This is a genomic window from Duganella sp. 1411 (genome assembly GCF_017833525.1).
GTDB lineage: Bacteria > Pseudomonadota > Gammaproteobacteria > Burkholderiales > Burkholderiaceae_D > Rugamonas.
This window is the reverse complement of record NZ_JAFICD010000001.1, coordinates 386,872-405,196: the sequence shown is the minus strand read 5'-3', so window position 1 is coordinate 405,196 and position 18,325 is coordinate 386,872. Positions and strand designations below refer to the sequence as shown.

Here is an 18,325-nt window from a genome sequence, read left to right as displayed (position 1 = left end):
TGTGTTGGCGGCGCGTAGATGGCGGATTACGGCGTGCCGCCTAATCCGCCCTACGTGGAACGACGGCGGATCGGCCCACGCGGCGCGGTGAATTAGCCTTCGAATCAACTCATCGGCCCGGCGAGCCGCCCAGGATGCGCGCGGGTAGCAGCACCACGGCGCGCAGCAGCTCGAACAGGCCCTCGACGCCGATGCCAATCAGACGGAACGGCAAGGTGATCAGCCAAAACACCGGGTATAGCAGCAGCGCCAGCAAGGCCAGCGGCCAGCACAGAAACAGCAAAACCAGCCACAGTACAAAACTCAGCATGAGACGCTCCCGATCCAGTGATGCGATTGTCAATGCTGTCACTGTAGAACGACGCGGCGCGGCGGGCAATTCCCGTGCGACCAACTGCGCATAACGGCGATCAATCGCGGGAATCGGGGGATAAACGGCGAGGAAGCAAAGGCCGCTACTGGCCCAGGCAGATGATCTTGGTCACGTACTCGTGGGCGTTGGGTTTCTTCTTGGCGGCCCAGGCGATCGCCTCGTTGGCCTGCTCGATGGTCAGGATAGACGCCTTTTCCTTGGACTTGATGAAGGACACGCCTTCGAACGCGCCATCCTTGCCGCGCATGACCTTGGCGAACACCGGGGGTTTGGTCTCGCCGTCGGCGATCTTGTTTTGCTGGATGAGGTAGCGCTGGTCGTTCTGTTCCATATATCTCTTTCTGTAAAAGACGAAATATACGCCGCGGAACGACCTTCGTGGGGACTTTTTAAGCGTAGGCGGCGATCACGCCGGCCGGCCGCGTCACGGTATCGTGGAGGATTTCGGCGCGCAGCGCGGCCTGCAGCGACGGGATCGAGCCGCCCGCCCGGTACTGGAAGCTGACCTGCAGCACATCGCCCTGCTTCGCCTTGACCGGAGTCGCCAGCGGCAAGGTCATGTAGTGATTCAACCAATCGATGGTGGTCGAGCGCTCGGCCACGACGGCCAGCACGTTCTTGGTCACAAAGCGCATGGCGCTGATCTCGCCGGCCCGCTCGATGACGAACTTGCCCTGCCAGGCATAGGCGAGCTCGTTGGGCTGGTTGAAATCGATGATGCTGTAGACGGCCGGCGGCGCCGCCTCCACCGTGCCCGGGTAAACCACGTTGGTCTCCTGGAACTGGACGATGGGCGCGTAGAAGCCCTCGAAATCATATTCCTGTTGCACCGGCTGCACCGCCATGATCACCGCCTCCGGCAAGAACACCGGCAGCGGGCCGCCGAAGCGCTCCAGATAACGGCGCTTGAACGATTCGATCACCTCGACCTGCTTTTCGCGCAGCATGGCGACATGGATCATCTCGCAGATGACGACGTCGACCGGCTCCGGCGGCAGATATTCGAAGGCGTCGGCGTGGACCACTTCCACTTTCTCGCCGTTGGGATTGAGCGCGAGCATCTTGCGCGCTTCCTTGACCATGTCCGGATTGAACTCGACGCAATACACCTTGTCCGCCTTGGCCGCCGCGAACCACGACAGCACGCCGGTGCCGCCGCCCAGCTCGAGCACCTTGGCGCCCGGCTTGACCGCGTAATCGATCGCCGACTTGAAGCCGTGCATGCGGTTCTGATCCATCAGCATGTTGTGATGGTAGTGGACTGGAATGAATTGCCCCAGATAGCAGCTTTCGATTTCGCGTTCGTTCAGCATGGTTTCCCTTGGTTGTGGCGCATTGTGCTTTGATGCAATACGGTGAACCTATTATCGTGAAGATTGTCTACGTATAAAGGGGGGAGCTAGGCGGGAAACCCCTGCCAGTTCCGGGTTTCCGTTAAAGAACTTATTAAAAAGTACAGGCATTTATATTATAGCGATCCGCCGCCCGAAAGTGAGCCATGTCGCTTCAAGAACGCAACAACGTCCACTGCCACGGCGATGGGTGCTACTCCATGATGCTGGTGCACGGCTACGGCTGCGACCAGACCATGTGGCGCTTTCTGTACCCGTTTTTCGCCGAGCGCTACCAGGTCATCCTGCTCGACCTGGTCGGCAGCGGCGACTCCGACTTGTCGGCCTACGACCGCGACAAGTACGGCACGCTGCACGGCTACGCCGACGACATGCTGGAAATCATCGATGAGTTCGCCAGCGGGCCGGTGATCTTCGTCGGCCACTCGGTCAGCGCCATGATCGGCATGCTGGCGTCGATCAAGGCACCGGAAAAATTCGTCGCCCAGGTCATGGTGGGGCCGTCGCCGTGCTTCATCAACGACGACGACTACGTGGGCGGCTACAACCCGGAGGACATCGAGGGCTTGCTGAAAATGATGGACGACAATTACCTCGAGTGGACCAAGGTCATGGCGCCGACCATCATGGGCGCGCCGGCGCAACCGGCGCTGGCGAAGGAGTTGCTGGTCCGCTTCCAAGCCAACGACCGCGAGATCGCCCGCCATTTCGCCCGGGTGACGTTCACCGCCGACCACCGCGCCGATGTGCCGAAGTCGACCGTGCCGGCCTTGATCCTGCAATGCAGCGACGACCTGATCGCGCCGCGCGAAGTGGGCGAATATCTGCACCAACACTTGGCGAACAGCGTGCTCGAGGTCATCACCAACGTCGGGCACTGCCCGCACATGAGCGCGCCGTCGGCCAGTTCGGACGTCATCACGCGCTATCTGGACCGGTTGCTGGGCAGTCGCTAGCGTTTGTCCTTGGCCGCCAAAAACGCGTCGATGGTCTTGGCGATCCAGGGCTTGTCCGCCTTGGTGGCGAACTCGGCGGCCGTCAGCTTGAAGCCGCCGTCCTTCAGCGTGGCGTCGGCGCCCTCCTTCAGCAGCAATTCCACCACCTGCTCCTGGCCTTCGCGCGCGGCCATCATCAGCGGCGTCATGCCGGACGGCGATTCGGCGTCGATGTAGGCGTGGTGCTCCAGCAAAATACTGGTGATCTCCACACTGCCGGCCGCCGCCGCGTAATGCAACGCGGTCCAGCCCTTCTGATTGACCTGCGCGCCGCGCTTGATCATGTCCAGCACCACCGGCTTGTTCTGGCGGAACGCCGCCATCATCAACGCCGTGTTGCCGTTGGGCGCCTTGGCTTCCAGGTCGATGCCGGGCTGATCCATCAGCAAGGTGCCGACCCTCACCGCCTCGTAGCGCATGGCGACGATCAGCCCGGTCTCGCCGTTGGGATCGCGCGTGTTCGGATTCAGCCCGCGCGCCAGCACCTTCTTGACGCCCGAAACGTTGTCCAGCTGGGCGGCGCGGAAGAACGCGACCTCATCGTCCGATTGCTCGACGGCCGCCGCCGGCAGGGCCGCCGCGACGACAAGCATTCCCAGTAGAAAACGGCGGCGGAGTGGTTGTAGAATCAACATGAGCTTCTCACGCTACCACGTTGAATAATTTGAAGAAATTGGCGGAAGTCTGCTCCGCCACCTGCTCCACCGGGATGCCTTTGAGCTTGGCGATGTATTCGCCCACGTGGGCCACGAAGCCGGGCTCGTTCATCTTGCCCCGGTGCGGCATCGGCGCCAGATATGGCGAATCGGTTTCGATCAGGATGCGCTCGAGCGGCAGCTCCAGCGCCACCGCCTGCAAATCCTTGGCGCTTTTGAAAGTCACGATGCCCGAGAACGAGATATAGAAGCCCATGTCGATGGCCGCGCGGGCGACTTCCAGCGATTCGGTAAAGCAGTGCATGACGCCGGCGACGCCGCCGGCCTCGGTGCCGGCGCCCTCTTCGCGCATGATGCGGATGGTGTCCTCGCTGGCCGCGCGGGTGTGGATAATCAAAGGCTTACGCGTGATTCTTGAAGCTTTGATGTGAGTGCGGAAGCGCTCGCGCTGCCACTCGAGGTCGCCCTGCAGGCGGAAATAATCCAGGCCGGTCTCGCCGATGGCGATGATCTTCGGATGGTTGGACAGCTCGACCAATTGGTCGACGCTGGGTTCGGGCGTGTCCTCGTAGTCGGGATGCACGCCGACCGAGGCGTAGATGTGTGGATATTCCTTGGCCAGCGCCAGCACCTGCGGGAAATCCGGCAAGTCGACCGACACGCACAACGCGTGGGTCACCTTGTTGTCGGCCATCTTGGCCAGGATTTCGGGCATGCGAGCGGCCAGCTCGGGGAAATTGATATGGCAATGGGAGTCGATAAACATACCGGTATTGTACCCCGGCGGACGCCCCCCGACATGCTTGAAGAGGACGCCTGCGCCGCAGCCATGGGGTCGTACCCGACGGGTACGACCCCACGGCCGTGCGGGTTGAAGCCGGGCCGGACGCTACAACGTATGCGTGGCGCGCGACGAGCGCAGCGCGGCGCCGAGGATTTCCTCGATCCGCAGGCGCGCGCGCTGGCCGCTCTCGTCGTCGGGGAAATGCACGCCGATGCCCTGCGCCTTGTTGTTGTGCGCGCCGGGCGGCGTGATCCAGGCGACCTTGCCGGCGATCGGGTACTTGTTGGTATCGTCCATCAGCGCCAGGATCAGGTAGATCTCGTCGCCCAGCTTGTAGGGCTTCTGTGTCGGCACGAACATGCCGCCGTTCTTGAGGAAAGGCATGTAGGCGGCATACAGCGCCGCCTTTTCCTTGATCGCCAGCGACAGCACCGTCGGCCGCGCCACGGGCACGGTGTTCGGATCGACGGGACTGGCAGCGGACATCGTTTACCTTTCAGGCGCAGCAGGCGGCATAGTCAAGCAACATATCCTCCAGGAACAGCTTGGGCGAGAGCGGATGGTCGGACGTCGCGCGGCGCTCGTTGGCGCCCTTGATCGCCGCCAGCAGCTTGCTGACGTGGATCTTGTCCGCCAGCCCGGCCAGCTCTTTCTGGTAGCGTGGATAGTAACGGATGTTACCTGCGAGTTTGTAGGAAAACAAATCATAAAGCCAGCGTTGCAACCACGAAACCTGCGCGCTCAGCGGCACTTTTTGAAGTTTATCAGCAACTTTGAGCGCGCCTTCGACGCTGGGACGCGCCAACAGCTGCAGCAACACCTCCAGCTCGTCGCGGTTGCCCGTCTCCGCCTGCGCCATCGCCGCCAGCGGCGCGCCGCCCTGCTCGCGCAGCCAGCTGTCGGCGTCGGCCACGCCCTGCGCCTTGAGCCAGGCCAGCGCCTCGGCGTGGCTCGGCATCGGCAGCGCGAACTTGCGGCAGCGCGACAGGATCGTCGGCAACAAGCGGTCGAGGCTGTTCGACGCCAGCAGGAACACCGTGCCGGGCGGCGGTTCTTCCAGCGTCTTCAGCAAGGCGTTCGAGGCCGGCATGTTGAGCGCCTCGGCCGGATACAGCACCACCACGCGCAGCCCCTGGCGGTGGGTCGAGATGTTCATGAAATCGGCCAGGTTGCGGATCTGCTCGATCTTGATGTCCTTGGACGGCGCCTTGGCCGACTTGGCCGTCTTCTTGGTCTCGGCATCGCCCTCCTCGCCGCCCTCGGCGGCGGGCTCGTCCTCCAGCGCCTCCGGCCGCACGCGGCGGTAGTCGGGATGGTTTTGTTGCACGAACCAGCCGCACGACGCGCACTGGCCGCAGGCATGGCCGTCGGGCAGCACCGCCTCGCACAGCAAACCCTGGGCGAAGCGCTCGATGAAATCGGACTTGCCGATGCCGGCGGCGCCGTGGAACAGGATGGCGTGCGGCATGCGCTGGCGCAGCTGCTGCAGCTGGGTCCACGACGATTCTTGCCACGGGTAGATGGAGTTGCTCATTGTTATTTCTGTTTCAATACAACGGCTTGGGCCGTGAAATTAAAGTAATTCATCAAGGATCGCGCTGATTTCGACCTGGATCTCGGCGATCGGCCGGGTCGAATCGATGACGCGGAAGCGCTGCGGGAACTGAGTCGCGCGGCGCAGATACTCGTTGCGGGTGGCGGCGAAGAAGTCGGCCTTTTCCTGTTCGAACTTGTCCAGCGACCGGGTGGCGTCGAGCCGCGCGCGCGCCACGTCCAGCGGCACGTCGAACAGCAAGGTCAGGTCCGGCTGCAGATGCGGGTGCACCCACTGCTCCAGCGCCTCGAGCTTGGCCAGGTCCATGCCGCGCCCGCCGCCCTGGTAGGCGAAGCTGGCGTCGGTGAATCGGTCGGAGATGACCCAGGCGCCGTCGGCCAGCGCCGGCGCGATCACTTGCGCGATGTGTTCGCGGCGGCTGGCGAACATCAGCAGCGCCTCGGTTTCCAGATGCATTTTTTCGTGCAGCACCAGCTCGCGCAGCTTTTCGCCCAGCGGCGTGCCGCCCGGCTCGCGCGAGCTGACCAGCGCGATGCCGCGCGACTTGATGTACTCGCCGACGAACGCGATGTGGGTCGATTTTCCGGCGCCGTCTATGCCCTCGAAGGTGATGAATTTGCCGCTATGTTGAGTCATGTAGTGGTTATCGTTGGTACTGATTCACTGCCCGGTTGTGGTCGGTCAGGTTATCGGAGAATTTGCTGGTGCCGTTGCCGCGCGAGACGAAATACAGGGCCTGCGACTTGGCCGGCGCCAGCGCGGCGGCCAGCGACTGCACGCCCGGCAAGGCGATCGGCGTCGGCGGCAAGCCGGTGCGCGTATAGGTATTGTACGGCGTGTCGGTCTCCAGATCCTTTTTACGGATGTTGCCCTCGTATTTGCTGCCCATGCCGTAGATCACGGTCGGATCGGTCTGCAGCATCATGCCCAGCCGCAGCCGGTTGACGAACACGGCGGCGATCATGTTGCGCTCGGACTTCTGCCCGGTCTCCTTCTCGACGATGGAGGCCATCGTCAGCGCCTCGTACGGGTTCTTGTACGGCAGCGCCGGATCGCGCTTTTCCCACGCCGCCGCCAGGCGGTTGAGCATCATCGTGTGGGCCTGGCGGTAGATCTGCAAGTCGCTCGCGCCCTTGGCGAACAGATAGGTATCGGGGAAGAACATGCCCTCGGGCTGCTTGTACTCGGAAGCGATGGCGTTCATCACCTCCTGGTCGCTGAGCGACACGGTGTCGTGCTTGAGGCCGCGATGGGCGGCGATCGCCGCGCGCATCTGGCGGAAGGTCCAGCCCTCGATGATGGTCAGCTGTTCCTGCGCGAACTCGCCGCGCACCAGCTGGTCGATCAGCTTGAGCGGCGTGGTGCCCGGCTTGAGCTCGTAGGAACCGGCCTTCAGCCGGCCGCTCTTGTTGGTCACGCGCGCCAGCAGGTTGAACAGCAAGGGCCCCATCGGAATGCCGGCGTCTGCCATCTGCTCGCCGGCCGCGTGGGCGCCGCTGCCCGGAATGATGGTGAACGGGATCGGTTTGACGTCGCCGACGATGATCGGCGCCTGCGACCAATACATGAAGTAGGCGCCGCCGGCGATCGCCAGCAGCACGCCGAGTGTAATTATTTTTTTGATAAATGCCATTGTTCGAGCCGGATTGTTGTATCAACTGAAATCGGGTACAGCTTGCCACTTCTTGGACCGGACCGCCAGCACCGCGTTTTGCACGGCATCCGACGCGATCTTCGGGACATCACTATAATGAGCCCGTAATGATAATGCTTTAATCGTCAAATTATTGGAAATTATGTCTTCTTGGAATGAACTTTTAGCCCCGCCGTCCGCCCCGCTGACGTCCACCACGCTCGCGGTCGGCTTTGTCGCGCCCGTCACGGACCTGGGCCTGATCGCGCTCGACGGCGAGGAATCGGCCAGTTTCCTGCACAACCAGCTCACCAACGACGTCGAGCACCTGGGGCTGGCGCAAGCGCGCCTGGCCGGCTACTGCTCGCCGAAGGGCCGCCTGCTGGCCTCGTTCCTGATGTGGCGCAACGAGACGACTATCTTCCTGCAATTATCGCGCGATATCCAGGCGGCCGTGCAAAAGCGGCTGTCGATGTTCGTGCTGCGCGCCAAAACCAAGCTCAGCGACGCCACCGAGGCGCCCGCCCACCAGGTCGTGCTCGGCCTGGGCGGCGGCCTGGCCGAATCCGTGCTGCGGACCTGGTTCGACACGCTGCCGGCCAAACCGTTCGACAAACTCGATCATCCGCTCGGCACGCTGATCCGCGTGGCCGACGCCTTCGACGCCGCGCGCTACCAATGGCTGCTGACGGCCGAGGTGGCACAAACCGTGGCGGCCGAACTGGCCGAGCGCCTCACCGTCGGCGGCAACCAGGCCTGGCAGTTGTCCGAAATCCACGCCGGCATCCCGCGCATCGCCAAGGCCACGCAGGAGCAGTTCGTCCCGCAGATGGTCAACCTGGAGCTCTTGGGCGGCGTCAACTTTAAAAAGGGCTGCTACCCGGGCCAGGAAATCGTCGCCCGCAGCCAGTACCTCGGCAAGCTCAAGCGGCGCACCACCCTGGTCGCGATCCCCGACCCGGCCGCCGCCGCCGGCGCCGAGGTCTACGCCACGGCCGATCCCGAGCAGCCATGCGGCATGATCGTCAACGCCGCGCCCAACGGCCAAGGCGGCGTCGACGCGCTGGTCGAAATGAAGCTGGCCGCGATCGAGGCCGCCTCGGTCCGGCTCGGCTCGGCACAAGGCCCGGCCCTGGCCTTCCTCGACATGCCGTACGCGCTGGACCCGCTCGACCTCTAGCATGGACCTCTACATTTATTACCAGGTCAAGGAAGCCGACACGGCCTCCTTGCGGGCGGCGGTCGTCCCGATGCAGGCCGAACTGGCGCGCTCGCACGGCGTCGCCTGCCAGCTCAAGCGCCGTCCGCAAGCCAGGGACGGCTTGCAGACGTGGATGGAAGTCTACGCCGCCACGCCGGACGGTTTCGCCGCCGCGCTGGAGAGCGCGGTCGAACGGGCCGGGTTGTCGGCCTGGACCAGCGGCGCCCGCCACACCGAAGTTTTTACGGATTTAGAGCCATGTGTCTGATTGTTTTTGCCTGGCGGGTGATCCCGGGCGTACCGCTGGTGGCCGCAGCCAACCGCGACGAATTTTATCAGCGCGCCACCGCGCCGGCCGCGCCGTGGCCGGAGCATCCGCAGATTTATGCCGGGCGCGACCTGCAGGCCGGCGGCAGCTGGATGGGCATCACGCAACCGACCGACTGCGGCGGCGCGGCGCGCTTCGCCGCCATCACCAACATTCGCGCGCCGTCCGAGCACCGCGACGACGCGCCGTCGCGCGGGCATCTGGTGGCCGACTACCTGGCCGGCTGCATGACGCCGGCGGAATACGTTGACGCGATCCGCGAAGGCGCCGGCGCCTATAACGGCTTCAACCTCGTGCTGGGCGACAAGGACACCTTGATCTGGTTCTCCAACAAGGGCGACGACGACCCGCGTAACGGCAAGCCGCTGGAGCCGGGCGTGTACGGGCTGTCGAACGCGCTGCTCGACGCGCCGTGGCCGAAGGTGGTCAAGACCAAGGCGCAATTCGCCAGCTTGCTGTGCCTGGGCGCGCCGGACGAGGCCTTCTTCGAAATGCTGGCCGACACCGCGCCGGCGCCGGACCAGCGCCTGCCGGAGACCGGCGTGCCGCTCGACCTGGAGCGGATGCTGTCGGCGGTGCGCATCGAAAGCCCGAGCTACGGCACGCGCACGTCGACGGTGGTCAAGCTGTACGCCGACGCCCACGCCACGCTGCACGAGATGCTGATCCACTAACCACGGGCCCGGGCCGCCCCGCTGGCGTCCGCGCGCAACGCACCGCGCCGGCTGCCGCGCAGCAGATAGGCGCCGTACAAACTCAACGGCAATACCGCCAACAACGCGACCACGGGCAGGATGCTGCCCTCGCCCTCCGCGGCGGCGGCCAGTGTCGCCGTCACCAGCGCGAAATCCCACATCCCATGGACCACGGTCATCGGCCATACCGAGTGGGTGCGCAGGCGGATGGCCGCGTAAGCCACGCCCTGCAAAAACGCCGCCCCGGCCTGCCACAGCGCACCGCCGAGGTCGCCGCCGACCAGGCCCCCGGCCAGGTGCGCCACGCCGAACAACGCCGAGGAAGCGAGCACGGCGGGCCAGACCGCGTAGCGCCGCAGCAAGCCTTGCAGCAACACCACGCGGAACATCAACTCCTCCGACAGCGCCACCAGCGCGGCGTTGCAAGCCACGGTCAACATCACCGCGCGCGGCGGCCAGCCGCCGGCCCAAGCCAGCAACAGCATCAACAACGCGTACAGCAGGGGCGGCGCGGCGAGCCGCAGGGATTTCAGCGGCCAGGGCGCGTCGAGGCCGTCCGCGTGGCGCCGCGCCGCGAACAGCGCCACGGCCGCCGAAAACGCGGCGGCCAGCGCCCACGACCAGCCGACGCCGCCGCCGGCCGCCTCGGCCAGCGACTGTTGCCGCCCGCCCGCTTCCAGCCAGCGCCCGCCCACCGTCAAGCCCAGCCAGACGGCCAGCGCGCCGATGGCGAGCGGCAGCGGAATCGATGATTGCCGCGCGGGCAAATGTGCTTGGTTCGCCATGCCGTTCACCAGTAACCCAACAGTTTCCACCAGGCGCCGCCGATCACCGCGAAGATCACCAGTTCCAGCACGCACATGACGAAGCCGACCCGCCACCACTCGCCCAGCGTGACATAGCCGCTGCCGAAGATGATCGGCGAGGTGCCGGTGGCGTAATGGGTCAACGTCATCATGATGGCCGAGCCGGCGGTCAGCATCAGCAGGAACGGCACCAGATACCCGGCCGGCAGCAATTGCGCCCCGACCGACATAAAGGCGAACAACATCGCGCTGATGTGGGCCGTGGTGCTGGCGAACAGGTAGTGCGAAAACACGAACGCCAGCAGCAGCACGGCGGCCGTCGGCAACCAGCCCATGCCGCTGGCGACAATGGCGTCCTTCATCGACAACGCTGCCCAGCCGATGACGCCGAGCTTATTGAGCTGCTCGGCCAGCATGACCAGCGCGCCGAACCAGATCAACGTGTCCCACGCGCTTTTCTCCGACAGCACGTCGTCCCAGTCCAGCGTGCCGGTGATGATCAGCACGAACAAGCCGAGGAAGGCGACCACCGTCGGATCCAGCGTCCAGGCCGGGCCCAGCAGCATGGCGGGCAGGTTGGCCCACAGCACCAGCAGCAGACCGAACGTGCCCAGCATGACTTTTTCCTTCGGCGAGAGCTGCCCCATGCGATCGAGTTCGCCGCGCGCGTAGCGGACCGCGTCCGGCGTGGCCTTCAGCTGGGGCGGCGACAGCAGGTAGATCACCAGCGGCATCACCAGCAGGCACACCAGGCCCGGCAGCAGCATGCACAGCGCCCAGGTGGTCCAGCTCAGGTGAAAGCTCTGGTGACTGGCCTTGGCGACGAAGTCCACCACCAGCGGATTGGGCGCGGTGGCGGTCAGGAACATGGCCGAGGTGATCGGGTTGGCGTGGTAGTTGACCAGCGCCAGATAGGTGCCGACCTTGCCTTCGGTGCCCTTCGCGGGGTCCGAATCGAAGGAGTTGGCGATCGATTTCATGATCGGGTGGACGATGCCGCCGCCGCGCGCGGTGTTACTTGGCGTGAACGGCGCGAGCACCAGCTCGCACACCGCCAGCCCGTAGCCGATGCCGATCGTGCGCTTGCCCAGCATGGCGATGAACACCAGCCCGATACGGCTGCCCAGGCCGGTCTTTTTCAACCCGCGTGAAATCAGGATGGCCACCACGATCAGCCAGATCAACGGACTCGAAAAACTGCTCAACGCGTCCGCGATCGCCCCCTTGGACGTATGCGACGTCACCTGCGACAGCGCGACGATGACGATCGCCATCAGCGCCATCACGCCGATCGGCATCACTTTGAGAATGATGGCGACGATGGTGGTAAGAAAGATCGCCACCAGCGACCAAGCCTTGGGGTCCAGCCCCGGCGGGCAGGGCCACCACAACAGCAGCAACAGGACAGCGGTGGTGATGAACGCGGGCACCACCCGGAATGGCACCGCGCCATTAAAATAGCGCAGCATGGCTGTGACTCTGGAATACATGATTACTCTCAAGGTAAGAAGCACTGGTGGGCGGGCTGGTGCAACGGGATATATAAATGGAGGCGCTTGCCATTGTGAAAAACGCCGCGCAGTCGCTGACAGGCGCTCCACACCCGCTCGGGTGTATCGGCCACGTCGATCAAAGCCCACGGACTGTCGCGATCGCCATCGCGTATCATCGTGACGCCCCGTACATTAAAAAACGGCGACAGCCAGCTGGTGAGGGCCGACTCGCAGTCGTCCTCGATCAGGCCCCTCAAAATTACCTGCATCATCACTCCCTCGATCACCGCGCCGCCGCACTACGCTGCGTTGCAACAATTCAATAATACAGTGATGAAATATGTCGGCGATAGTGATCTAGATCAAAAAAATGCGTAATAACCCCACCTCCGAGGGTCAGGTCTAACATTGCTACACGAGCTGATCAACGAATTGTCCCCGCCAGGGCACCTGTGTTAAAGTTTGACGGGCATACCGACGAATTGGGGACTCCTATGAAACGTGTGACTGGCATCGGCGGCATCTTCTTCCACGCAAAGGACCCGGTGGCGCTGCGCGCCTGGTACAAGCGGCATCTGGGCGTGGATGTGCAGGACTGGGGTGGAACGGCGTTCACTTGGGCCGACCAGGCCGGCAACCCGTTCAAGGGGAGCACCATCTGGTCCATCGGCGCGGCCGACAGCGGCCATTTCGCGCCGAGCACGTCGCCGTTCATGATCAACTACCGGGTCGACGACCTGGCCGCACTGCTACAAGCGCTGCGCGACGAGGGCTGCCAGGTGCTGGATAAGACCGACGATTCCGAATACGGCAAGTTCGGCTGGGTCGTCGATCCGGAGGGGAACAAAGTGGAGCTGTGGCAGCCGCCCGCCGGGCAATAGCGGCGACTACAATTTCTGTATATTAGGCGCCATCTTTTGCACCAACGACAGTTGTGCGACCTTGTCCAACTTGGCGAGCCCGCTCAAGGCGTCGGGCGCCAGCGCGCCGAACAGCACCCGACGGCGGGTATCGGCGTCCGAGAAGCCCAGCTGCTGGAACGCCGCCACCTCGTCGGGCGTCAGTGGCGAGCGCAGCCGCACCGACACCTCGACATTGCCCTCATGCGGCCGCGCCAGCGCCAGGCTGAGGGCGGCGTCATACTTGGCACCGCTCATTTTCTACACCTTGATCAAGCCATATCCCCACTTTATATCATGCGCGCCCGCGGCCGAACCGGGCACGGCTGAATTCTTTTTCAGCCACGCCTTGGCTTGCGCCGGCGTCGCCGCGGGATGGGTTTGAAGGAACAGCGCCAATAAGCCGGTGACCAACGGCGTCGCCATGCTGGTCCCGGCCATCACGCGGTAGCCCGGGGCGATGATGTCGGTCTTGTCGACATTGGACGTCGACGACAGGCACGACGCGATCATCGCCCCCGGCGCGGTGACGTCCGGCTTCAAGCCGCCGCCGCGCAGCGGCCCGGGACTGCTGAATTCGGAGACCGTGCCCAAGGTCAAGCCCACCGTCTCCACCGCGCCCGCGATGTCGGTCCACTGGTTGCGCGAGGTGTACGAGGCCACCGTGACCACGTCGTGCCCGGCACCCGGCGAGCCGATCAGCGTATCGAACACCGGCGCGGCCAACGCGGCCGAGCCAAAACGTTCCTGGTCGCTCAACAGCCAGACGTCGACGTCGGTGCCAATGCCGGATTTACGCCGCACCTCCACTTTCCACACGCCGCCCTGCACCGCCCCCTGCCCCGTCACCTCCACCACGAACTGCCTGTCGCCGTTGGGCGCCACGGCATCGGGCGTCGACACGACCACCTGGTCGCGGCCCAGCATCGTGGTCTTCGCGGCCGGATCGGCGCTGAGCAAGCCCTGCCAGGCGGTCGCCGCGCCGGTGGAACTGGTCACCCGCACCTCGCACTTGGCCTTGCCCGAGTACCAGCCGTTGATCAGGAACCAAGGCGCCGATAGGTTGGATTTCTTCGGCTGCACCTTAATCTCGAACAAGGCCGTGTGGCTGGCCTCGGCGCGCTGGCGGGCGTGGATCGGATCGCCGCCCTCGTTGCCCGCCGCCGCCACCACCAGCCGGCCTGGGCCGCATTCGTCGCTGATGGCGACGCTGGTGTCGTCCTCGCCGTCGTGGCCGTCGAAGTGGCCGCCCAGGCTGAGATTGACGACACACGGCCGGCCCAGCTTTTTCGCCTCGTCGAAGATCCAGCGCACGCCTTCGACGATCGCGCTGTTCTGGAAATTGGTCTTGACGATGATGAGCTCGGCGCCACCGCCGATGCCGCTATACGGCGGCAACGCGCCGCTGGCGATGCCGGCCACATGGGTTCCATGCCCCTCCAGGTCGGCGCTGGCGTCGATCGTCGCCCCGGTCAGCACGCGGCCAAGCTTGCTGAAGCCGGCCCCGGGTCCCTGCCCCGCGATCTCCTGGTCCCAGATCTTCAAAATGCGGCCGGCAAACGCGGGATGGCCGACGTCGATGCCGGTATCGACGATCCCGATGATCACGCCCGCGCCCGATACATTGTTTTGCGCGCTATATCCGGGCGCCCCGACCAGCGGTCCGGCGATGTCCATCAGCGGCCGCAGCCGTCTTGGCGCCGACACGCGCTCCACTTTTTCATCCTGGACGAACTCCATCAGCTTGGCCGCCGGCACCAGCGCCGTCCTCACCGCGCCCGAACCTTGCGCAAGCTTGACCCCGGCGATGGCCGTGGTGTGCGAATCGCTGCACCGGACCAGCACGTGATAAACCGGCGCCAGGCCCGGCGCGCGGTTTTTGACCGTCAATAAATCCGATGCGCCCGACACCGGCGCCGCCCCGCCGGACGCCACCAGAACGGCCAGGCTGGCCGACATCTTGCACTGACCGCCGACCGCCGGTTTGGATTTGCTTGCCATATTCGCCCCGTCTCAAAGATGTTGAAGTTAAGGCGTACTGTACAACATTGACACTACAGTTCGATCGAATGTCGGTGCATCAGGTCGTACAGTGTGGGCCGGCTCACGCCCAGCAGTTCGGCCGCGCGCAGGATGTTGTTCTCGCAGCGCACCAGCGCGCGCACGATGGCCTCGCGCTCGGCGCGGTCGCGCACCTGGCGCAGGTTGAAATCGTCCGCCGCCTGTTCGGGCGCGTCCAGTCCCAAGTCCTCGGCGACGATCTGCGGCCCGTCGGCCATGATGATGGCGCGCTTGATGCAGTTCTCCATCTCGCGCACATTGCCCGGCCACTGCCACGCCTCGATCGCCGCCAGCGCCTGCTGGCTGAACTCGATGCGGCCGCGCCCTTCCTGCGCGCAGAACAGGTTCCTGAAGTGGTAGGCCAGCAGCGTCGGGTCGCCGGCGCGTTCGCGCAGCGGCGGAATCGGGATCACGATCTCGGACAGGCGGTAATACAGGTCCTCGCGGAAGCGTCCCTGCGCGATCAGCTGCTTCAGGTCCTGGTGGGTGGCGCACACCACCCGCACGTCGACCGCGATCTCCTCGTGGCCGCCGACCCGCTCGATCACGCGCTGCTGCAAAAAGCGCAGCAGCTTGGCCTGCAGCGGCATCGGCAAATCGCCGATCTCGTCGAGGAAGAAGGTGCCGCCCTGCGCCATCTCGACCTTGCCCTTGGTCTGCTTGGCGGCGCCGGTGAAGGCGCCCTTCTCGTAGCCGAACAATTCGCTCTCGAGCAGCGTCTCCGGTATCGCCGCGCAGTTGATGGCCATGAAGCGCTGGCCGGCGCGGGGACTGAGCTGGTGCAGGCCGCGCGCCAGCACCTCCTTGCCGGTGCCGCTCTCGCCGAGCAGCATCACGGTGGCCGACGTCGGCGCCACCTTCTCGATGTTGCGGCACACCTTCTGCATGGCTGGCGCGCGGCTGACGACCGTGGCCAGCGCGGATGCCGTCCGCACCTCGCGCATGCGGGCGTTTTCCTGCTGCAGCCCGTGCAGGTAAAAAGCGCGCTGCAGCACCAGTCCGAGCACGCCGGGATCGACCGGCTTCTGGTGGAAATCGTAGGCGCCGGCGGCGATCGCGCTGAGCGCGTGCGCGTGGTCCTGGTTGCCGGTCAGGACGATGACCTTGGTGTCCGGCGCCAGCGCCAGGATCTCGCGCAAGGTCGCCAATCCCTCGGTGGCGCCGTCCGGGTCCGGCGGCAAGCCGAGATCCATCGTGACCACGGCCGGCTCGTGGCGGCGCAGCTGCGCCAGCGCGCTGGAACGGTTGTCCGCCAGCGCGATATCGTAATGGTCGAGGCTCCAGCGCAGCTGCTTTTGCAGCCCCAGGTCGTCCTCGATGATCAATAACTTGGCTTTGTTCGCCACTTCTTACCTCTCTGGCTTTCCGGCCGCATGTATTTAGGCCGCGTGTATTTAGGCCGCGTTTATTTAGGCTGCGTGTATTTAGGCTGCCTGGATTACCGGCACGTCCGCCGCCCGCCAGCCCGGCAGCACGACGCGGAACGTGGTGCCGCGCTGGGGCACGCTGTGCACCTCCAGCCGTCCGCCCAACTCGGCGACGTATTCGCGGCTCTCGAAGGCGCCGATGCCCATGCCGGCCGCCTTGGTCGATTCGAATGGCTTGAACAGGCGCTCGCGGATGAACTCCGGCGTCATGCCCTGCCCGGTGTCGCTGATCTCCACCAGCACCTGGTCGCCGTCGCGCCGCAGCCGCAGCGCCACCTCGCCGTCGCGCGGCGTGGCCTCGATGGCGTTTTGCAGCAGATGGCCCAGCACCCGCTCCAGCCGTCCGTGCGCGGCCATCACGCACAGCCCCGGCTCGTCGCAGCGCAGCACCGGCTTGGGCATGGCGCTGCCGCGCTGGGCCACCATTTGCGCCAGCAGCGGCGCCAGCTCCAGCGGCCCGGCCGCTTCGGGCGCGTCGCTGCGCTGCAGCTTTTGCAGCATCAGCTTCATTTTCTGCACGCCATGGTCGACCGTGTCGAGCATATCCTGCTGAAATTCCGGATTATCGCGGTGCAGCTTGGCGTTCGGGATCATCAACGACAGCTGCGCCACCAGGTTTTTCAGGTCGTGGACGATGAAGGTCGACATGCGGTGGAACGATTCGAACTGGCGCGCCGTCATCAGCGCGGTGGTGGTCTCCTGCAGCGCCAGATAGCTGGCGACCTGGCTGGCGGCCACTTTCAACAGGTCGATCACTTCCCAGTTCAGGCGCAGCGCGCTGCGCGGCTCCTGCAACAGCAGAAGGCCGAACAGCCGGTCCTGCAGCAGCAAGGGCACCACCAGCCGCGCGCGCGGCAAGCGCGCCAGCCACGCCGGCACCGGCGCGCGCTGCCCGGCTTCGGCGAGGTCGATCACCCATTGATGGTGTTCGACCGACTGGCAGAACGCGGCATCCTGCTCGCGGTCGCCGCCGCCCGCCGCCGCCGGCGGCACCGTCATGTTGCTGTGCGCGGCCAGCGCGAAGTGGTCGCCGTCGCGCCAGATCCACAGCGCGCCGCCTGGGCTTTCGACCAGCTGCGCGACCGCCTCGATGGCGCGTTCGGCGGGACCCGGGGTCTGTTGCGACAGTTTGCGCGTGAAGCCCAGCCACTCCTCGCGGTAGTCGTAGTCGTAGCGGTAGAAGTGCTTGCTGATGAAGACCTTCAGGCGCGAACGGAAGGTGCCCGAGAACAGCACGCCGGCCAGCAGCAGCATGGCGCCGAACAGAAAGCCGACCTGTATCAGCCCGCCCCAGTTGCCGCCGACGTAGCGCAGGTAGTAGCCGGCGCCGCCCATCGCCATCAGGTAGGCGGCGGAGCCGAGCAAGGCGGCCGAATGGAACATGGCCTGGCGCGACAGCAGCATGCCGCTCGGCCAGGCCGCGCTGCGCGCCACCGCCACCCCGATCAGCGGCACCGTCAGCGCGTTGACCACGCCGCGCGCGGCCCAGATGTCGGCGCTGACGCCGCGCACCAGCAAGGCGTCGCAGTACAGATAGAAATCGTAGGCGAAGATGCCGCCGATGCCGAGGCAGGCGTATTTGACGGCCCACTGGCTCTGCGCGTCCTTCTGGCGGTACAGCTGTTCGACCAGCACCATGCCGGCCACCGCCATGATGGTGCGCGCCGCCAGCAGCGTCGATAGCGCCAGCCCGTCGGCCCGCGCCAGCTGCCAGCCCGGCAGCAGCGCCAGGAACAGCGCGGCGCCGTAGCCGGCGCAGTAGCCGTACCAGCGCCGCCGGCCGTCGGCACGCGGATAGCCGAGCAAGCGCAAAATGAAGAAGCTGCAGGCGGCGTTGCGCGCCACCTCCAGCAGATCGATCCAGCGTTCGGCGCCGGCCACGCCGGCGGCGTCGGCGGCGATCAGCGCGGCCCAGGCGGCGCAGCACAAACATGCCAGCAGCAGCGCGCCGGCATGGCGGCGCCGGCTCCAGCCGCCCAGCAGCAATGCGCCGAACGCCACGAAGGCGCCCGCCGCCAACCCGTAACTGAGGCTGTTTATGCTGCCGTGCATCGTGCCTCCATCCGC

Annotated in this window: 21 protein-coding genes; 5 read left to right on the top strand and 16 right to left on the bottom strand. The window is 65.3% G+C overall.

Annotated elements, in window-relative coordinates; translation table 11 throughout:
• Positions 1-109: 109 nt before the first annotated feature.
• The 3 genes from JOD97_RS01645 to JOD97_RS01635 all read right to left on the bottom strand — a co-directional run bounded on the left by JOD97_RS01645 (position 110) and on the right by JOD97_RS01635 (position 1,686).
• The gene (locus tag JOD97_RS01645) at positions 110-310 is read right to left on the bottom strand and encodes a hypothetical protein (protein WP_209712882.1); all 201 of its coding nucleotides are present in this window, start codon (positions 308-310) and stop codon (positions 110-112) included.
• A 145-nt stretch (positions 311-455) separates the two neighbouring features.
• A complete protein-coding gene (locus tag JOD97_RS01640) occupies positions 456-704 on the bottom strand; it encodes a hypothetical protein (RefSeq protein ID WP_209712881.1) in 249 nt (82 codons plus the stop codon).
• 58 nt (positions 705-762) lie between these two features.
• Positions 763-1,686, bottom strand: coding sequence for a methyltransferase domain-containing protein (locus JOD97_RS01635; RefSeq protein WP_209712880.1), 924 nt, complete (start codon positions 1,684-1,686; stop codon positions 763-765).
• Positions 1,687-1,871: 185 nt separating this feature from the next.
• On the opposite strand from JOD97_RS01635, the gene JOD97_RS01630 reads away from it, so the two are divergent.
• Entirely contained in the window at positions 1,872-2,681 is an 810-nt protein-coding gene (locus tag JOD97_RS01630; protein WP_209712879.1) for an alpha/beta fold hydrolase, read from the top strand.
• Here the strand turns inward: JOD97_RS01630 and JOD97_RS01625 are convergent.
• The 6 genes from JOD97_RS01625 to mltG form a co-directional block, all read right to left on the bottom strand.
• Positions 2,678-3,313, bottom strand: a complete 636-nt coding sequence (locus JOD97_RS01625) for an ankyrin repeat domain-containing protein (protein WP_229264144.1) — start codon at positions 3,311-3,313, stop codon at positions 2,678-2,680. The two genes, JOD97_RS01630 and JOD97_RS01625, sit on opposite strands and share 4 nt — an antisense overlap.
• Positions 3,314-3,362: 49 nt before the next feature.
• Positions 3,363-4,142 (bottom strand): TatD family hydrolase, encoded by a 780-nt coding sequence (locus JOD97_RS01620; RefSeq protein ID WP_209712878.1) that lies wholly within the window; start codon positions 4,140-4,142, stop codon positions 3,363-3,365.
• A gap of 123 nt (positions 4,143-4,265) precedes the next feature.
• Positions 4,266-4,646 carry a PilZ domain-containing protein gene (locus tag JOD97_RS01615; RefSeq protein WP_209712877.1) on the bottom strand — a complete coding sequence of 127 codons (381 nt, stop codon included), beginning with the start codon at positions 4,644-4,646 and terminating at the stop codon, positions 4,266-4,268.
• Positions 4,647-4,656: 10 nt separating this feature from the next.
• Positions 4,657-5,694, bottom strand: coding sequence for a DNA polymerase III subunit delta' (locus JOD97_RS01610; protein WP_209712876.1), 1,038 nt, complete (start codon positions 5,692-5,694; stop codon positions 4,657-4,659).
• 39 nt (positions 5,695-5,733) lie between these two features.
• Complete coding sequence (gene tmk, locus JOD97_RS01605) at positions 5,734-6,351, bottom strand: dTMP kinase (protein ID WP_209712875.1); 618 nt, start codon at positions 6,349-6,351, stop codon at positions 5,734-5,736.
• Between the two features lie 7 nt (positions 6,352-6,358).
• Positions 6,359-7,348, bottom strand: coding sequence for an endolytic transglycosylase MltG (mltG, locus tag JOD97_RS01600; RefSeq protein WP_209712874.1), 990 nt, complete (start codon positions 7,346-7,348; stop codon positions 6,359-6,361).
• Positions 7,349-7,511: 163 nt separating this feature from the next.
• Here mltG and JOD97_RS01595 point away from each other — a divergent pair, with 163 nt between their 5' ends.
• From JOD97_RS01595 to JOD97_RS01585, 3 genes are read left to right on the top strand one after another with little or no spacing between them, the layout of a single operon-like run.
• Complete coding sequence (locus JOD97_RS01595) at positions 7,512-8,528, top strand: folate-binding protein YgfZ (protein ID WP_209712873.1); 1,017 nt, start codon at positions 7,512-7,514, stop codon at positions 8,526-8,528.
• Position 8,529: 1 nt separating this feature from the next.
• Positions 8,530-8,817, top strand: a complete 288-nt coding sequence (locus JOD97_RS01590) for a DUF4936 family protein (protein ID WP_209712872.1) — start codon at positions 8,530-8,532, stop codon at positions 8,815-8,817.
• Complete coding sequence (locus JOD97_RS01585) at positions 8,808-9,551, top strand: NRDE family protein (RefSeq protein ID WP_209712871.1); 744 nt, start codon at positions 8,808-8,810, stop codon at positions 9,549-9,551. The genes JOD97_RS01590 and JOD97_RS01585 overlap by 10 nt, the downstream gene beginning before the upstream one ends.
• Here the strand turns inward: JOD97_RS01585 and JOD97_RS01580 are convergent.
• The 3 genes from JOD97_RS01580 to JOD97_RS01570 are packed head-to-tail and all read right to left on the bottom strand — an operon-like array spanning position 9,548 to position 12,143.
• Positions 9,548-10,357 (bottom strand): CPBP family intramembrane glutamic endopeptidase, encoded by an 810-nt coding sequence (locus JOD97_RS01580; protein ID WP_209712870.1) that lies wholly within the window; start codon positions 10,355-10,357, stop codon positions 9,548-9,550. The two genes, JOD97_RS01585 and JOD97_RS01580, sit on opposite strands and share 4 nt — an antisense overlap.
• Before the next feature lie 5 nt (positions 10,358-10,362).
• Positions 10,363-11,868, bottom strand: coding sequence for a DASS family sodium-coupled anion symporter (locus JOD97_RS01575; protein ID WP_209712869.1), 1,506 nt, complete (start codon positions 11,866-11,868; stop codon positions 10,363-10,365).
• Positions 11,869-11,876: 8 nt separating this feature from the next.
• Positions 11,877-12,143, bottom strand: a complete 267-nt coding sequence (locus JOD97_RS01570) for an RNA-binding protein (RefSeq protein ID WP_229264143.1) — start codon at positions 12,141-12,143, stop codon at positions 11,877-11,879.
• A gap of 222 nt (positions 12,144-12,365) precedes the next feature.
• Between JOD97_RS01570 and JOD97_RS01565 the strand changes: the two genes are divergently transcribed.
• Positions 12,366-12,752: a VOC family protein gene (locus tag JOD97_RS01565; protein WP_209712868.1), complete on the top strand. Its 387-nt coding sequence runs from the start codon at positions 12,366-12,368 to the stop codon at positions 12,750-12,752.
• A 6-nt stretch (positions 12,753-12,758) separates the two neighbouring features.
• Here the strand turns inward: JOD97_RS01565 and JOD97_RS01560 are convergent, their stop codons facing one another.
• The 4 genes from JOD97_RS01560 to prsK all read right to left on the bottom strand — a co-directional run bounded on the left by JOD97_RS01560 (position 12,759) and on the right by prsK (position 18,310).
• Entirely contained in the window at positions 12,759-13,028 is a 270-nt protein-coding gene (locus JOD97_RS01560) for a hypothetical protein (protein ID WP_209712867.1), read from the bottom strand.
• 3 nt (positions 13,029-13,031) lie between these two features.
• Positions 13,032-14,771 (bottom strand): S8 family serine peptidase, encoded by a 1,740-nt coding sequence (locus tag JOD97_RS01555; protein ID WP_209712866.1) that lies wholly within the window; start codon positions 14,769-14,771, stop codon positions 13,032-13,034.
• A gap of 53 nt (positions 14,772-14,824) precedes the next feature.
• Complete coding sequence (prsR, locus tag JOD97_RS01550; protein ID WP_373999768.1) at positions 14,825-16,177, bottom strand: PEP-CTERM-box response regulator transcription factor; 1,353 nt, start codon at positions 16,175-16,177, stop codon at positions 14,825-14,827.
• Positions 16,178-16,255: 78 nt separating this feature from the next.
• Positions 16,256-18,310, bottom strand: coding sequence for an XrtA/PEP-CTERM system histidine kinase PrsK (gene prsK, locus JOD97_RS01545; protein ID WP_209712865.1), 2,055 nt, complete (start codon positions 18,308-18,310; stop codon positions 16,256-16,258).
• Between the last annotated feature and the right edge of the window lie 15 nt (positions 18,311-18,325).

Excerpts from the sequence above, each read along its gene's own strand:
- JOD97_RS01615 (WP_209712877.1), bottom strand. The coding sequence starts at position 4,646 with ATGTCCGCTGCCAGTCCCGTCGATCCGAACACCGTGCCCGTGGCGCGG.
- JOD97_RS01610 (WP_209712876.1), bottom strand. The coding sequence starts at position 5,694 with ATGAGCAACTCCATCTACCCGTGGCAAGAATCGTCGTGGACCCAGCTG.
- JOD97_RS01640 (WP_209712881.1), bottom strand. The coding sequence starts at position 704 with ATGGAACAGAACGACCAGCGCTACCTCATCCAGCAAAACAAGATCGCC.
- JOD97_RS01575 (WP_209712869.1), bottom strand. The coding sequence starts at position 11,868 with ATGTATTCCAGAGTCACAGCCATGCTGCGCTATTTTAATGGCGCGGTG.
- JOD97_RS01635 (WP_209712880.1), bottom strand. The coding sequence starts at position 1,686 with ATGCTGAACGAACGCGAAATCGAAAGCTGCTATCTGGGGCAATTCATT.
- prsK (WP_209712865.1), bottom strand. The coding sequence starts at position 18,310 with ATGCACGGCAGCATAAACAGCCTCAGTTACGGGTTGGCGGCGGGCGCC.
- tmk (WP_209712875.1), bottom strand. The coding sequence starts at position 6,351 with ATGACTCAACATAGCGGCAAATTCATCACCTTCGAGGGCATAGACGGC.
- JOD97_RS01625 (WP_229264144.1), bottom strand. The coding sequence starts at position 3,313 with ATGCTTGTCGTCGCGGCGGCCCTGCCGGCGGCGGCCGTCGAGCAATCG.
- JOD97_RS01580 (WP_209712870.1), bottom strand. The coding sequence starts at position 10,357 with ATGGCGAACCAAGCACATTTGCCCGCGCGGCAATCATCGATTCCGCTG.
- JOD97_RS01570 (WP_229264143.1), bottom strand. The coding sequence starts at position 12,143 with ATGATGCAGGTAATTTTGAGGGGCCTGATCGAGGACGACTGCGAGTCG.
- JOD97_RS01620 (WP_209712878.1), bottom strand. The coding sequence starts at position 4,142 with ATGTTTATCGACTCCCATTGCCATATCAATTTCCCCGAGCTGGCCGCT.
- mltG (WP_209712874.1), bottom strand. The coding sequence starts at position 7,348 with ATGGCATTTATCAAAAAAATAATTACACTCGGCGTGCTGCTGGCGATC.
- JOD97_RS01645 (WP_209712882.1), bottom strand. The coding sequence starts at position 310 with ATGCTGAGTTTTGTACTGTGGCTGGTTTTGCTGTTTCTGTGCTGGCCG.
- JOD97_RS01590 (WP_209712872.1), top strand. The coding sequence starts at position 8,530 with ATGGACCTCTACATTTATTACCAGGTCAAGGAAGCCGACACGGCCTCC.
- JOD97_RS01560 (WP_209712867.1), bottom strand. The coding sequence starts at position 13,028 with ATGAGCGGTGCCAAGTATGACGCCGCCCTCAGCCTGGCGCTGGCGCGG.
- JOD97_RS01585 (WP_209712871.1), top strand. The coding sequence starts at position 8,808 with ATGTGTCTGATTGTTTTTGCCTGGCGGGTGATCCCGGGCGTACCGCTG.
- JOD97_RS01555 (WP_209712866.1), bottom strand. The coding sequence starts at position 14,771 with ATGGCAAGCAAATCCAAACCGGCGGTCGGCGGTCAGTGCAAGATGTCG.
- JOD97_RS01565 (WP_209712868.1), top strand. The coding sequence starts at position 12,366 with ATGAAACGTGTGACTGGCATCGGCGGCATCTTCTTCCACGCAAAGGAC.
- JOD97_RS01630 (WP_209712879.1), top strand. The coding sequence starts at position 1,872 with ATGTCGCTTCAAGAACGCAACAACGTCCACTGCCACGGCGATGGGTGC.
- JOD97_RS01595 (WP_209712873.1), top strand. The coding sequence starts at position 7,512 with ATGTCTTCTTGGAATGAACTTTTAGCCCCGCCGTCCGCCCCGCTGACG.